Annotated in this window: 22 protein-coding genes; all 22 read left to right on the top strand. The window is 45.0% G+C overall.

The features are described 5' to 3' along the window. On the top strand, positions 1-463 hold a 463-nt coding region (locus tag BTN98_RS05825), incomplete at its 5' end, for a lysozyme (RefSeq protein WP_105029998.1). Then, on the top strand, positions 450-839 hold the full coding sequence (locus BTN98_RS05820) for a hypothetical protein (protein ID WP_060999110.1): 390 nt from the start codon (positions 450-452) through the stop codon (positions 837-839). The genes BTN98_RS05825 and BTN98_RS05820, both read left to right, overlap by 14 nt. After that, on the top strand, positions 820-1,044 hold the full coding sequence (gene lysC / locus BTN98_RS05815; RefSeq protein ID WP_231730709.1) for an Rz1-like lysis system protein LysC: 225 nt from the start codon (positions 820-822) through the stop codon (positions 1,042-1,044). The genes BTN98_RS05820 and lysC overlap by 20 nt, the downstream gene beginning before the upstream one ends. A gap of 17 nt (positions 1,045-1,061) precedes the next feature. Beyond that, positions 1,062-1,532, top strand: a complete 471-nt coding sequence (locus BTN98_RS05810) for a hypothetical protein (protein WP_036794941.1) — start codon at positions 1,062-1,064, stop codon at positions 1,530-1,532. After that, complete coding sequence (locus BTN98_RS05805) at positions 1,513-3,606, top strand: terminase gpA endonuclease subunit (protein WP_060999106.1); 2,094 nt, start codon at positions 1,513-1,515, stop codon at positions 3,604-3,606. Before BTN98_RS05810 ends, BTN98_RS05805 begins: the two co-directional genes overlap by 20 nt. Next, positions 3,603-3,812 carry a hypothetical protein gene (locus BTN98_RS05800; RefSeq protein WP_036794937.1) on the top strand — a complete coding sequence of 70 codons (210 nt, stop codon included), beginning with the start codon at positions 3,603-3,605 and terminating at the stop codon, positions 3,810-3,812. Before BTN98_RS05805 ends, BTN98_RS05800 begins: the two co-directional genes overlap by 4 nt. Continuing rightward, the gene (locus BTN98_RS05795) at positions 3,805-5,292 is read left to right on the top strand and encodes a phage portal protein (RefSeq protein WP_060999104.1); all 1,488 of its coding nucleotides are present in this window, start codon (positions 3,805-3,807) and stop codon (positions 5,290-5,292) included. Before BTN98_RS05800 ends, BTN98_RS05795 begins: the two co-directional genes overlap by 8 nt. Continuing rightward, positions 5,276-7,273: a ClpP-like prohead protease/major capsid protein fusion protein gene (locus BTN98_RS05790; RefSeq protein WP_060999102.1), complete on the top strand. Its 1,998-nt coding sequence runs from the start codon at positions 5,276-5,278 to the stop codon at positions 7,271-7,273. Before BTN98_RS05795 ends, BTN98_RS05790 begins: the two co-directional genes overlap by 17 nt. A 69-nt stretch (positions 7,274-7,342) precedes the next feature. After that, positions 7,343-7,666: a capsid cement protein gene (locus BTN98_RS05785; protein WP_060999100.1), complete on the top strand. Its 324-nt coding sequence runs from the start codon at positions 7,343-7,345 to the stop codon at positions 7,664-7,666. A gap of 23 nt (positions 7,667-7,689) precedes the next feature. Further along, entirely contained in the window at positions 7,690-8,022 is a 333-nt protein-coding gene (locus BTN98_RS05780) for a hypothetical protein (RefSeq protein ID WP_060999097.1), read from the top strand. Continuing rightward, on the top strand, positions 8,003-8,518 hold the full coding sequence (locus BTN98_RS05775) for a hypothetical protein (RefSeq protein ID WP_060999095.1): 516 nt from the start codon (positions 8,003-8,005) through the stop codon (positions 8,516-8,518). Before BTN98_RS05780 ends, BTN98_RS05775 begins: the two co-directional genes overlap by 20 nt. Further along, the gene (locus tag BTN98_RS05770) at positions 8,484-8,975 is read left to right on the top strand and encodes a hypothetical protein (RefSeq protein ID WP_065190226.1); all 492 of its coding nucleotides are present in this window, start codon (positions 8,484-8,486) and stop codon (positions 8,973-8,975) included. Before BTN98_RS05775 ends, BTN98_RS05770 begins: the two co-directional genes overlap by 35 nt. Beyond that, entirely contained in the window at positions 8,956-9,540 is a 585-nt protein-coding gene (locus BTN98_RS05765; protein ID WP_060999093.1) for a phage baseplate assembly protein V, read from the top strand. Before BTN98_RS05770 ends, BTN98_RS05765 begins: the two co-directional genes overlap by 20 nt. Next, on the top strand, positions 9,537-9,869 hold the full coding sequence (locus tag BTN98_RS05760; RefSeq protein ID WP_060999091.1) for a hypothetical protein: 333 nt from the start codon (positions 9,537-9,539) through the stop codon (positions 9,867-9,869). The genes BTN98_RS05765 and BTN98_RS05760 overlap by 4 nt, the downstream gene beginning before the upstream one ends. Further along, the gene (locus BTN98_RS05755; RefSeq protein WP_060999090.1) at positions 9,866-10,843 is read left to right on the top strand and encodes a baseplate J/gp47 family protein; all 978 of its coding nucleotides are present in this window, start codon (positions 9,866-9,868) and stop codon (positions 10,841-10,843) included. Before BTN98_RS05760 ends, BTN98_RS05755 begins: the two co-directional genes overlap by 4 nt. Beyond that, positions 10,827-11,570 (top strand): phage tail protein I, encoded by a 744-nt coding sequence (locus BTN98_RS05750; RefSeq protein ID WP_060999088.1) that lies wholly within the window; start codon positions 10,827-10,829, stop codon positions 11,568-11,570. Before BTN98_RS05755 ends, BTN98_RS05750 begins: the two co-directional genes overlap by 17 nt. Then, on the top strand, positions 11,567-12,091 hold the full coding sequence (locus BTN98_RS05745; protein WP_060999086.1) for a phage tail-collar fiber domain-containing protein: 525 nt from the start codon (positions 11,567-11,569) through the stop codon (positions 12,089-12,091). Before BTN98_RS05750 ends, BTN98_RS05745 begins: the two co-directional genes overlap by 4 nt. Before the next feature lie 6 nt (positions 12,092-12,097). After that, a complete protein-coding gene (locus tag BTN98_RS05740; protein ID WP_146107006.1) occupies positions 12,098-12,478 on the top strand; it encodes a hypothetical protein in 381 nt (126 codons plus the stop codon). After that, positions 12,471-12,773, top strand: a complete 303-nt coding sequence (locus BTN98_RS05735; RefSeq protein ID WP_060999082.1) for a hypothetical protein — start codon at positions 12,471-12,473, stop codon at positions 12,771-12,773. The genes BTN98_RS05740 and BTN98_RS05735 overlap by 8 nt, the downstream gene beginning before the upstream one ends. A gap of 8 nt (positions 12,774-12,781) precedes the next feature. Then, positions 12,782-13,435, top strand: coding sequence for a hypothetical protein (locus tag BTN98_RS05730; RefSeq protein ID WP_082732186.1), 654 nt, complete (start codon positions 12,782-12,784; stop codon positions 13,433-13,435). 3 nt (positions 13,436-13,438) lie between these two features. Continuing rightward, entirely contained in the window at positions 13,439-14,056 is a 618-nt protein-coding gene (locus BTN98_RS05725) for a hypothetical protein (protein ID WP_060999080.1), read from the top strand. 73 nt (positions 14,057-14,129) lie between these two features. After that, positions 14,130-14,444: a tail fiber assembly protein gene (locus BTN98_RS20600; protein ID WP_231730708.1), complete on the top strand. Its 315-nt coding sequence runs from the start codon at positions 14,130-14,132 to the stop codon at positions 14,442-14,444. Positions 14,445-14,480: the final 36 nt, after the last annotated feature.

Raw genomic sequence — 14,480 nt, 5'->3', positions numbered from 1 at the left:
TCATCACGAATTAAAAACAAGCCCTGATGGATTAGCGTTTATCAGTAATCTAGAAGGGTGTTCATCATCCGCTTATCAATGCAGTGCCGACCGTTGGACTGCAGGGTTAGGCCATACCACAGGAGTAAAACAAGGCGACAAAGCAACCACTGAAACTATTGCCGATTGGTACATTGAAGATATCAGCGCAGCAGAAAAGGTGGTTGATCGGCAAGTGACATTAGCTGCTGGCCCTCAATACGATATGGCAGTGTCATTCGTGTTTAACCTCGGGGCGGGCAACTTTCGCAGTTCTACCTATCTCAAGAAACTTAAAGCAGGGCAGTTAACCGCAGCTTGTAATGAGTTTCCACGGTGGGTATTTGTGAATGGTAAAGATTGCCGACTCGATAGTAGTCACTGTGCTGGCATCGTGAAACGCCGTTTAGCAGAGCAAAAGGTTTGCTTGTATGGCTATCAGTAAGTTCAAGCTCATCGGGGTTATTGGTGTATTAACGGCATTATCGATGTTGATGTGGAGGTATTCACAGACAGTGCAAAAGCTGGAAGCGGCTCAAGCACTGGTTGTGGAACAACAAACCCAATCAAAGCAGTTAGTGGACGTTAATCAGTCGATGCAATCTACCATTACCCGTTTAGAGCAAGCATCTCACCAAGAACGATTAGCCGCTGAACATAACGAACGTCAACGCCAGCAATGGCAACAACGGGCGTTAAAAGCACAACGTCAAATCGATAAGGATATTGCTCATGAAAAGTGTGCTGATTTGCCTATCCCTAACGCTAGTCAGTGGTTGTACTACACCAAGCCCGCAAGTGGTGACTCAATACAAAATTGAATACATCAAACCACCTGCAGCGTATTTAATTAGCTGCAAACAACCTTTCTATAAACCGCCCATGACTTGGGGTGAAGCCGCGAAACGTGATCCGGTGTGGTTACACCATTTTTCGTTGTGTGCTGCACAAATTGAAAACCTACGCCGTTGTTATAACGACCCAACACACTGCGCGGCGTTACCCATTACAGAGGGAGAGCCATAACCACGATTGAGAGTGCCATGAATAATGAAAAACGTTTTTGGAATACCACCGAACTTGAACAGTTTGGTAAACATCGTTCAACCATTCGTAAAAACTTAAAAGCGGCAGGGGTTTCTCCTGTCGCTTATAAGGGCAACACACCACTTTATGATGTGGTGCAAGTCGCGCCGTACCTATGCCAACAACCGCGTAAAGAATCAGATGCACCCGATTTAATGGGATTTAAAACTGCAGCTGAGTTACGGGCGTATGTACAAAGTGAACGTGAAAAGCTGATTTTGATGCGGGAATCTGGTGAGAGTGTCACCAAAGAAGATTATGAAAATGAAATTGCAGTCTGTATTGCCAGTGTTAAAGGCTTTAAAGACAAGGTGATCACCCGTATTGAATCCGCTATTCCGACCGCGACACCGCAACAACTTGAAGATTTAGAAACTCTGCTTAATTTCGATTTAAAGGCGGTCGCTGATGAGCTTGAGACAGTTTGATGCCCGTTTAGGGATTGAGTTTGCCAATGCCAAAGATATTCGGCGTAGTTTTGCTTACTTGTGTGCACCCACGGATAAAACACCGGTGGAAGCCGCTGATGATGAACTGTGGATCTCAGATGGTACCGATGTGACTAAGTTTCTATCGTCACAAGTACCGTACATGCGAGAGCCATTAAATTGTTTGGCTCGGCGTATTTATGAAGCGGTGATTGTGGTTGGTCCTGCGCGTTCAGGTAAAACCAAAGCAATGGTGGAAGGTTGGATAAATTACACCGTCACCCAAGCGCCTGGTGACATGCTGCTTATCTACAGTACCAAGACTAAAGCTACTGATATGTCGAAGGTCGATTTAGAACGGAGCTTTTCAGCTACCGCAGGCATTGCTAAGCTGCGAACAGGGCGTAAAGCTGATGACAATATCACCTCGAAGAAATTTAAAAATGGCATGATCCTAAAGTTGGATTCTGCCACTGAAACCAGTTTATCTGCGTCTACCTATCGTTATGCCGGCGCGACCGATTACGATCGTGCTGATGATGCGGTAGGTCAAGAAGGTTCTAAGTTTGAACTGATGCTAATGAGGGTCCAAAACGCGAAATCATCCGGCATGGTGATGGCAGAATCTTCTCCTGGGCGTATTGTACGTAACCCTAAACGTATTGAAGATTTATCACCGCATGAATCCCAACCCTGTGGTGGTATAGCTGACTTATATAACCAAGGTGATCGCCGCCGTTTCTATTGGTTATGCCAAGACTGTCATAGCTATTTTCGTCCTGATTTTGAAACCTTGAAATGGGAACAACATCCTGAGCCTTTAGAAGCGGCTAAAACCGCATGGGTGGAATGTCCTCGTTGTTGCCATCGTCATACTGAATCACAAAAACAGACCATGAACCTTGAAGGGCGTTGGTTTCGTGATGGAGCAATTGACCAATATGGTGAGGTTGTCACTGATGAATCAGCGATTCGAACCAGTAAATGGGCAACATTTTGGTTTGAAGGCATTGTGGCAGCGTATGCCAGTTGGGAAAACTTGGTGTATCGCTTTCTTAATGCGGATGCCTTGTTCCAAGACTGTGGCGATGAAGAGTCTTTAAAGACCTTTATCAACGTGCGTATGGGGCGACCTTATGTGATGCAGTCACGTGGTCAAGAAGTGGGTGCACATCAGTTAATGGCGCGAGCTGCTGATCATGAACGTGGCATTGTGCCATTAGGTGGACGCTTCTTAATGATGTCCATCGATGTGCAAGGTGGCAAACAGAACCCACGTTTTGTGGTGCAAGCCCATGTCTATGGTGAAGGGCTGCAACGGTGGGTGATTGACCGCTTTGAAATTCTTACCAATCCTTATCGCAATAATGATCGCATTAATCCAATGGTGTATGCCGAAGATTGGGATTTATTGATTGAACAAGTGATCAAGAAAACCTATCCCTTAGCAGATGGTTCAGGACGGGTGATGAAGCCGGTATTAACTTTGTGTGATTCCGGTGGCTCAGGTGAGAAGAAAAAAGGTAAACAGAAAAGCTCATCGGTTACCGATCATGCTTATCAGTTTTATAACCGCCTCAAAGGGCATGGCTTATCGCATCTATTCCGCTTGGTGAAAGGGGCAAGCCGTGACATAGATGATCTGGTTAAAGAAACCTATCCCGATAAACGCAGTAAGTTGGCCAACGGTGAAATCCCGTTGTTAATGCTGCATACCAACCGTTTAAAAAATCGCGTCGCTGCCAGTTTTTCACGGTTAGAGTTTGGTGCGCGGTTCTTTCATTTACCGGGTTGGGCGGATCGGGTGTGGTTTGATGAACTGACCGTTGAATACATTGATGAGCTTGGCCACTGGCAAAAGCCCGATGGTGCACGTAATGAGTCGTTTGATTTATGTGCCTATGCCGAAGCGGGTATGCATTACAAAGGCGGTGATGATATCCATTGGGATAACCCGCCAGCATGGGCCGCTGATTGGCAATTTAATAGCAATGTGGTTGATGCAGACCAAACGCCGAAGTTTGAGCGGGTGGCGCGTCGACGATATAACCACTCAAAAGGAATTTTTGGATGACAACCCAACGTGAACGGCTGCAGTGGTATCTCGATGCAGAGAAAAAGATCTTGATGCAACAAGCGGTTGAAACAGCTGAAGGTGAAAAGCTGACCTTTGCGAGTTTGGCAACGGTACGCCGTGAAATAGAACGTCTGCAGCAGTTGATTAGCCGTGAAAATCAGGGAGGACGCCGCAGTATGATCCGGAGAAACTACCTTGAGTAAATTGAATATAGCCGATCGTATCATTTGTTATTTTAATCCTAAGTCGGGGGCTGAACGGCTTTATAACCGTAACCTGATTAATAAATACCAAGCTGCACTGCCTGCTAATCCTCATACCAAAAAACGTAATGCTCGTTCTACTGGCAAAGCCAACCAAATCAATAAAGATGCGAAGTCTTTACGCGAACGTGCACGACATATGGATGAAAACACGCCTTATGTCACTGCCATCCTTGATGAACTGTGTGCCAATGTCGTAGGACCTAACGGCATTATGATTGAACCACAGCCGTTAGACATGAACGGTGATGTTCACACTGAGTTTGCCCGTAAGATCAGCGAATGGTTTGAACGGTTTTCATTGCAACAGAACATTGATGGTGAGTTATCACGGGCTGAAACCGAATGGTTAGCCTGTCGAACTTGGCTACGAGATGGTGAAGTGTTTGCCCGTTATTACTTAGGGCGAGATACAGGAATTGAATATCCATCAACAACACCGTTTGGCGTACAGCCATTTGAGCCTGATTACATACCATTGAATATCAACGAGCCTGAAAAGGGTATGTATGAAGGTATTCGCCGTAATGGTTTAGGTCAGATGGTGTCATTACTGATTCAGCGTGATGCCCATGGTTTTTCTTTTGCTGAAGTGGATGCGCGGTTTGTGGCGCATTTAAAATTCACCCGTCGATTTCATCAAAACCGAGGGGTAACACTGCTGCATTCGGTCTTAGATTTAATTGCAGATATTGAAGACTACGATCAATCAGAGCGAGTCAGTGCGCAGATTGCCAGCCGCTTTGCCTACTTCATTAAACGAGATACTGGCTCAGGTGAGACTGATAATTTTGAACGTGGCGGCGATATCTTTCTAGGAATGGGAAACAGTTTTGAACTCGCCCCTGGTGAAGATGCTGGCATTGTTGAAAGTAAGCGCCAAGAAGCGATGAGCAGTCCGTTTCGTGATGCTCAAATGCGATTAGCGGCATCAGGTGCGGGGGTTAACTGCTCGAGCGTTACTCGTCATTACACCGGTTCTTATTCCGCCCAACGGCAAGAGTTGATTGATTCCTTTGCCCGTTATCGCATTTTACAACGTAAGTTCGTCACCAGCTGGACCCGTCCTCAATATCGAATGGCACTGCAGATGGCGATTTTATCGCGTGAATTGGTGGTGCCGAAAGAAGTGGATGTGGTTTCAGTGCTTAACGCCATTTATCAAGCCCCTGTGATGCCGTGGATTGATCCCGCTAAGGAAATGACCGGCATTGAAAAAGGGACCCGTCTAGGGCTGCAATCACTCAGTCACTTCCAACGTGAACGCAACTATAACCCTGTCGCTGTACGCCGTGAGATAAAAGCCGAACGCCAAGCCATGAATGATGATGCCATTGTGAGTACGGCTGATCCTGCGCATAACGTTCAAACGAAGATCCAACACACAACCAAAGAGGCACAACATGCCAAAGACAACTAAATCGTGGTTCACGCTCAATAACCAAGGCGAAGGCCAACCGGTGAAGGTGTGGATCCATGGTGATATTGGTAGTTATGACATTGAAGCCATTGATTTAATCAAAGCCCTACAATCTGTCGGTACGCAAGATGCTGAGTTCCGTATTCAAAGTTATGGTGGCTCGGTCTATGAAGGGCTGGCGATGTATAACGCCATTAAAGCCCATAAAGGTAAAACCATTGGCATCGTTGATGGGCTAGTGGCATCGATTTCTAGCTATTTCTTAATGGCTTGCGATGAAATTCAAATGCCTGAAAACGCCAAGCTGATGATTCATGATCCTGCTATTGGTGCGTGGGGTGGCGAAAATGAAATAGAAAGTGCGTTAACTCAACTAAAGAACGCTAAACAAACCATTGCCGAAGCCTATGCCGAACGCTGTGGTAAGTCGTTAGATGATGTACTGCAAGCGATGGCAAAAGAAACCTGGTTCACCGCCAGCCAAGCATTGGAGTTTGGTTTGATTGATGCGGTGATTGATGCCGTGGACTTATCCAATTGCCTTAAAAAAGTCTCTGCCACTGAGCTGCAAGCCAAAGCCTTTAAACATACCCCTGATGATTTATTGAATCAGCTTGTGCAACCGCCAGCAACGCCAACACCTGAACCTCTAATAAACCAACAAAGTGATCCTATGCCTAAACCTATCGATAACGATGCATTACAAAATGCGTTAAAAAACGAGAACCAACGTCAATCGACTATTCGTGCTTTGTGTGCAACCCATAAGGTGAGTGACACCCTGCGTGATGAAATGCTCAATGATTTAAATTGCAGTGCTGAAGATAGCTCGCTCAAGATACTGCAATACTTGGGTTCAATTTCCATTAATGGCCAAGAGCCCACTGCAGAACAGCCACCAACAGGGTTAACCAATACCCATATTCATGTGGGCAACGGTAATACCACTAAAGATACGCTGCAAAATGCGCTAAATGCTCGTTGTGGTACGGGTGAAATTGAAAAAGATAACCCGTACCGCTTAAAAACCTTACTTGATATGGCTGAAATAGCGGTGGGTAAGGATGCTAAATATTGCGGCAACAAGAATGAATTAGTCGCTCGTGCGTTTAACAGCGGCGATTTTGCAGACATTATCACCGAAAGTGTACGAACGGTGATGCGAGATGAAGCGCAAGTACGTGCGCCATTATGGCGAGACTTGGCGAATACTGAAAACCTGCCTAACTTTAAAGAAACTGATTTAATTCTGATTAATGATGCGCCTGATTTAATGGCGGTATCAGAAGACGGTGAATACAAATCAGCCACCATTAAAGGCAGTGGTGAGAAAATTCAATTAGCCAGTTTTGGTCGTGAAATTGCTTTTACTCGTCAAGCTATCATCAATGATGAGATTGCCTTGATCTCAAAAATTCCGCGTAAGTTCATGCAATCGGCTTATCGCTTGTCGGATAAGTTGATGTTTAACGCCATTCTTAGCGGAAAAATGGGTGATGGTAAGAGTGTGTTCCAAGCGGGTGGCGCGAATAAGTGGGGCAACTTAGTTAATGATATTCCTGCCGCTGATTACCAAGCCTTAGTGATGGCGCTGCATAAAGCCTTTGCGACTGCGACCACCTTTGAAGGTGATGCGTTAGATTTACGTGGTGAAATCCTGCTGGCTAACCCTGACCATGCATCATTCTTAGAAGCGGTACTTAATACGGCCAGTAAACCTGATACGTTTAACCCTGCCTATAAGAAGTTTCCTAAAGTGGTTGAAACCGCACGATTAGCTTCGATTAATGGTGCGATTGCGTTAACCGGTAAAGACTTTGATTCAGTGGTGATGGGCTTCCTTGATGGTGCACAAGATCCTTGGTTAGAAACGGGGGATGGTTGGAGCAGTGACGGTGCGAAGTTCCGTATTACTTATGATGTGACCTCGAAAGTGCTCGATCGTCGTGGCATTGCTCAGGCAACATTTGCCGCCAAATAATATCTATTCTTATAGGGTGCTTCGGCATCCTTTTTTATAAGCGTAATAAACACATGGACAGAAAACACTATGCGTATTGCTGATGGTTTAAAGATTGATTTAAAAGCGCCTGTGGGTGGCTTTGAGAAAGATGTGCCAGTTAAATATGGTGCGTTGATTGTGGTACCTAACTATTCGGCTAAAGAAGGCCAAGTGGTGAGCTGTACTTACCGTGGTTTGTTTGATGGACCGATTAAAGCCGGCGATTCTCCATCCTTTGTGGGTGAAGCGGCTTATTTTGATGGTGGTGTATTTACTAAAACCGCACCAACAGGTGATGGCGCGGTCACCGTCCCTATCGGCTCATTCATTGATAGCGGCGTGTTGTTGATGGGTGTTGCCTTAAACAGTTAATTCACAAAGGGTGGTGATCATCAATGAAGAGTGCGTTTGATGATGCTCGGCAGTTGATTCAAGCTTCTATTCAGCAGTGCTTTGGCAGTGAATTAGTGGTGATGTTACCCGATGGCCAACAGCGAAAAATTCAAGGTTATATCAAACACCAATCATCAGAGAATCATGCCATTAAACGGTTATTAACGGGGAGTTGTTTACCACCGTTATCCACCATGATGATAAAGGGTAAGCGTTATAGCTTGGTGCTCTCTGGCCATGAACAAGGCAAAGGAAAGCGCGAGAGTCAGCTGCAGCGTGAATATGTTTTAAATCTGTCTCAAGCAGGGATTAAGCATGACTTCTCTGAATACTAATATGGAATTGGACACCCGTTTTCTTGCTCGTCTTTCCTACCTACCTGATGAATTAGCCAAAGCCGCTAAACAAGCGATGATCAAAACCAATCGCTGGTTAAGAGCGGCTTCGATGGCCGATTTAGGCTATGAACTCAGTATTGATACAAAAGGCATGACCACCCGTTTTAGAACCTATAAAAACGGCGGTATGTCAAAGCTGTGGGTGGGGGTAAGAAGCCTTGGTGTGCATCGATTAGGTAAGCCGGTACAAAATGGTAAAGGGGTGCAAGTCGGTAGTCGTTTTTATGATGATGCGTTTATCTCACCGATGGACAGTGATCAACTGCTGGTCTTTCGTCGTGAAAGTAAAGGGCGAGGATCTATTAAGCTCGTATCGTTAGAGATTAGTGAAGAAACCGAAGAGATCATTGATTCTTTCCTACCCGATTTAAACCGTAAATTTGAGGAGTTTTTTCATCGTGAGTTCCAATTCATTCTTTCGGGCGCCAAGTGAATGGGTGATGACCGTTATTGAACGATTAGAGCAGCGTTTACAGCTCGGCAAGATAGAAACCGCTTATCAACGTGAAGAAACCGAGCCAAGTGCACCTATCGTGCGTTACCAATGTGGTGAATGCCAATCCATTAATCACACCAACAATGATGGCCGTAAAATCCATGAAATTGAGCTGCGATTCTTGGTAGAAGTGCCGATTGCTCAAGCTAACTTTGATGTGGTGGCGCTGGACTTATCCAGCCGTATTGAACGTGAGTTATTTAATCAACGTTTTGGTTGTGTGGATGATGTTGAAGAGGCGCGGTTGATTTCAAATCTGCCGCGCCGTTTTAATCCTGATAATGGGGTGTTCTTACGGGTTGTTACTATCAAGCAGCGTATTTTTATGGGGCCGATTGAACACGATTGGCATGAGATTATAGGAACGAAAGCCAATGTTGAGGGCATTAGTTGAACGGATCCGTTCGTTAGAAAAAGAAGTGATGGCTTTGCGTGAAGAAATGGAAGAAAACCGCCGTTCTTCAAACAATATTATTCGCCTTGGTGTGGTGGCTGCGGCATCAGAACAAAGTGTTGATGTTACCGCTGGTCAGAATAAGGCAACGCGGGTGCCGTTCTTTGTTCATAGTGCGGGGCGAGTCAGTCATTATCGCCGTCCTAGTGTCGGTGAGCAGTGTATTCTGATTAACTTAGGCTGTGGTGATAACCTCAATAATTCCGTTGCTCTGATGGGATTACCGTCAACGAACTTTCCTTGTCCTACTACTGAAGAAAACCAAGTAATGACCGATTACGGCAACGGTATGACTGAGTGTTATGACTTAGATACTGGCGCATTAACGGCGCATTATCCTGGTGGTGTCAAAGTGGTGGGTGATATTGAGCAAGAGGGTAATTATCGTGCTTCGGGTGATGTTGCTGATGGTACTCGTTCGATGGCTGCGGATCGTAAGATTTATAACGGTCATATCCATAGACATGGAAACCCGAACACCAGTAAAACGGAGCAACAACAATGATAGGGATTGATCCTAAAACAGGGAAAACCGTTACAGGTATTGCTGCGTTAACCTGTCGCTTTGAACGGATCCTGACAACACAAATGACCTCACGTATTAAGCGCCGCCAAATAGGGAATAAAGCCATTGCTCGTTTAGGTCGTATACAAAGCCCAACGGAAGCCATGATAGTGCAAAACCTATCCCTTGAAGCATTGGCTAATCCTGCTAATGGTTTAATCCAATTTAAAGCTAAACAGTGCCAAGCCATAGCAAGTGATACGGGGTTTTCAGTGGTGGTGAAAGGCGTATGGCAAGGCAATGATATTAAATTACAGGTGCGGTTATGAGTTTACCTAAAGCGTTTGTGGTGCCTGAATTTGAAACCTTATTGAGTGAGTATATTGAAGCTGCAGTGGCGTATTGTGCTAAGTCAGATACCGATAAGGCGCAATTATTACACCAAGCCATGACCAATGATGGTGAACTGCTGGCACAAGTGACTCAGGCGTTTGTATTAAAGCGAGTGGCTGAGATTCGAGAGCAGAATCACCAAGCTTTGCAGATGTTTCGTAAGTTCGTGACTGAATCTGATATGGTGGATTTGCTGGCATTGCAATATGGCTTAAAGCGGCAAATATTAACGCCGAGTGATAACAGTATTTTTCCACCTAAACCCGCTATCATGGAATCAGATGAAAGCCTACTGCAGCGGTTTGATTTAGCGCCTTATCAGTTTCATACCACAGGTACGCGAATGGGGTATAAATTCCATGCGCTGACCTTAGATGAACGGCCTCTGATAAAGATTGAATCAGAGCCTGATGCAGTGGTGATGCGGTATGAATTTCAGCACTTAAACAGGCCAATGCCCGTTAAAGATGCGATGCCTAAAATGCTAGAGCCTAACTCTGGCAAAGTGTGTGTTGCAGTGTTGAGTCGAGAACATCCACAAGGCATTGCCAGTGCTGCGTTATTAAAGCGGGTGGCTGATTACCTTCAACGTGATGATATTGCTCAAGAGTCTGATGAGATCACCACCAAAAGTGCGGCGCCAAAGCTGTATCGAATTATGGCCACGGTGTATACCGGTTCAGATCCAAGCTCGCATGTTGATAAAGCCCAAGCCGAACAAGCTGCATGGGCGTTAGCTGAAAAACGCCATAAGCTTAATGGCATTATTGATAGAGAAGAGGTGGCACACATTCTTTATGAGTTAGGGGCTAAACGCGCCAAAGTCCACGAATCTGCAGAAGATATTATCTGCCAGTGGGATGAAGCGCCATATTGTACGGAGGTGATCATTGATGTTCGAGGTGACTGAGCCTTTTATTTCTGTTCAACCTGAAAACCGTACCCTGATTGAAGAATCCTTAGAATATGCTTGGCATACCTTACTGGCGAACCAACGCGATCCTTTTCCAGAGCTAAAACAACCACGATTAACCTCAGAGCACTTTGTTTCCTTACTCGCAGGTGAGCGAGGGGTAACCGATTGGCGGCCTGAAGATTCCTTAGAGCAGCAACGTAAAACTGCCGATAACGCCTTTGAAATTCATCGAAAAGCCGGAACACGTCACGGTTTAGCGGTGGCTATGGATGCGTTGGATTGTGATATTGAAGTTACCCCTTGGTATCAAATGGATGCGCCGCCAGGTCCTTATCATATTGAGGTGGTGGCTTGGAAACGTAATGAGCCAGTGAATCAAAAAACAGCTAAACGGATGCTGACACGGATTGAGAATACTAAATCTGAGCGTGACACCGTTGAACTGATTTTAGCTTTTGGTTTAGACACTGGGCTTACGTTCTCAGGGGTAAAACAGCCATCCGTTGTTGATTACGATGATTCAGCCACTGGCATCATGCCACCATCCCCGCTGGTATTGGCTCCCGTTGGTATTTCAGGGGCTCATTTTCATACCACTGTTGGTGATGAGTCATATCAGGGAGCCATGCCTAATGATGCGTGGTGTGCAGGTGGAAGCTATTTTGCAGGCGGTATGCGTATGGTGATGAGTACCGATATAACGTTAGGAGCAAGAACATGAGTTCACCCGTTGTTCAATTTACTAAAGTGGGATTGGCCGAGCTAATTAGCGCCAAAAACCAAGGCATCAAAGGGGCGATTAAATGGATAGCGGCAGGTGACCGCAGTTATCAGCCAACACCTGAACAAAAAGCGTTGTACAACGAAAAGCAACGTGAACTGATTTCAGATTGGGAAGAGTTAAGCCCCACACAACTACGTATGGCGGCGGTATTTAAAGGCAATCTGGAATATGAGGTGCGAGAAGTCGGGTTCTTTTTAGAAACAGGCACCTTGTTAGCGGTCTATTCAGTGCCTAATACTTTATTGGCGTATAAATCAGCCAATGCCAGCTGGTTGCAGAAGTTCACGCTAGATGTCTCCCCATTACCGTCAAATAGCATCACGATTGAGGTCGGTAATGACAATATAAACCTGTTACTAGGTGAAGAGTTAACCACTATAGCAACAGCTCAAATTGGCAATATGTCGCGCCATCTTGAATTGCTATTTCGTTTTAATGCATTAGAGAAAAGAGTGTGAGGGATTATGGCATGCACAATGGAGGGACCGCCGTTACTGAGCATTATTGCCGGCACAACCTATGGCTTTGATGTTAGCTGGACAACGGGTGATGATAGCAATCCCTATGTAAAATTGTTTGGCTGTACCGCTGTTTTCGTTGTGCGTTCTATTGAGGGTGAAGTGCTGGTGCGGGGGACCACAGAATCTGGACATATCACCATTATTGAACACCAACAGCAAAGCGATGCACTCGATATCAAAGTCACCCATGACCAAACCCAAGGTCACCAACCAATAGCATGGGAGAGCGCGAGTTATGAAGTGCGGGTAACCTTTCCAAGTGGTGATCCTTACAGCATCTTACGTGGTCCTGCGGTACTGATAAAAGGGGCGGTTGATGATTAGCGCAAATGCAAAAGTGTTGGTCACGCTCAATACTGACCGCGTGATAACAGTGCGGTTACCGCAAGGGATTGCTGTCGTTCGAGAGCAAGTGAAACCCAATATTCAGGTGGTAACGATTGGTCAACAAGGGCCTGTGGGTACGGTCAGTGAAGAAGTCTTAGCAGCGGCTGCAGAGGCTAAAGCCTTAGCAGTGGCCGCTTCTGAAGTTACCCAATCAACCGCAACATTGTTAGATAGCGTCATTAGCAATATCACCAATGGCTTTAACTTTCATGCGGGGAAACTTTCTGCTTAGGAGTGAGGGTGTTAAACAATAAAATTGACCAACTGATAGCGGCACTCAATAACGTGATGGGTGTGATTAATGGCAAGTTGCGATTAAAAGCTGACAAAACAGAAATCTATCCACGTTCTTATCTTGATGATCCGCTTTCTACCTTAGGTGCTAATACGGCAACGGCCAATAAACTCAAAGTCGCCCGCACCATAACCCTTGGCCGTGATGCGAATGGCTCAGTGTCCTTTGATGGTTCGGGTAATGTCACATTGCAGGTCACCATTCCGGCACTTGATGATAAAGCTGACACGATTGATACCTTAACACCGGCACAAATAGATGCCCGTATTAAGCAATTGATAGGCGTGGCACCTGAAGTATTAGATACCTTTGAAGAGTTGGCCAAGGCGCTAGGTAATGATCCGCATTTTGCAGCCACCATGACAGCAGAATTGGCTAAGAAAGCCAATGCTAATCAGGTCTACAGCATCACGGCAGCGGATGCACAATTTCTAACTAAACGGGGTAAAGCGGCAGATACCACGTTATTTGGTGGTAATGCGCCTGCTCACTATGCAAGCTCAGGCCAAATCTCCACATTAGAGCAAGAGATTGCGGATGGTTTTACACGACTTGCCGCATCGTTCAATGATGCAGCGAATACAATTAATGGAAGTTAATCAATGAGTTTAGAACAACAAATAGGGGCATTAGTTAAAGCCTCAGAAAACCTAACCGGTGCCGTGAATGGCAAGATTGGGGAGATTGATACTCGGTTGGCAAAGGCGCTAACTGATTTAGAACATTGGAAAGCAACAACATCTTATGTTCAGAAGTATTCCATTTCTTATGCTGAAAATTCAACGGAAGCCGATCGAAATACAGGGCATCATAATTTAATTAAAATTTATACAATTACTGATGCTTATGCCGCAATTAATCCATGGATCCATTTAGGCTGGACGGGGGGTAATCAGGTTGGTGCTGGGCATTTTTGTTCTCTTGCGCAATCTCACGCAGGCTATACAGGACAACAAGCCATGTTTGCACGTCGTGGTCATGGTGAACTTCGATTTTTTATAGATCGAACTAACCAGAATAATGCACCAGTGTATATAGCCTTAAAAAATCAATCGTTTAATAATGCTTCGTTACGATTAGATATGGCGTCTTATATGGCTTTAGGTGTTGAACCTAAAGGTGCCGTAGCTTTAGATACTTGGCTTGCAGATAATCCAAATGTTGTTGAAATTGAATTGCTTGATATTACAACACAGCCTGTATCAGGAGTTTCATTATGATGTTTAAGAAAGAATATTTTAATGAAATTGAATTGCTTGATATTACAACACAGCCTGTATCAGGAGTTTCATTATGATGTTTAAGAAAGAATATTTTAATGAAATTGAGTATCACTACCCAGCAACATTTAAACATTTAGATGATTATTTATTATCTCTTACAGATACTGTTATTACGTCTGAAACCATGCATGCAATGGTTTGGGATAGTGTAAGGCTCAAAAGAGACTCATTAATATCAGCTACTGACTGGACGCAAATGCCAGATGCACCATTAACACCCGAAAAGAAAGCTGAATTTACTGCTTATCGCCAAGCATTACGCGACATTCCCCAAACTTACGATAATCCTGATGACATTGTTTGGCCAACGAAGCCAACTATTTAGAAACCGCTCTTAGTCAGCGGTTTTTTTACACCTAAA

Source organism: Photobacterium aquimaris (assembly GCF_002954455.1).
Lineage (GTDB): Bacteria > Pseudomonadota > Gammaproteobacteria > Enterobacterales > Vibrionaceae > Photobacterium > Photobacterium aquimaris.
This window is presented reverse-complemented; position numbering and strand designations above follow the sequence as displayed.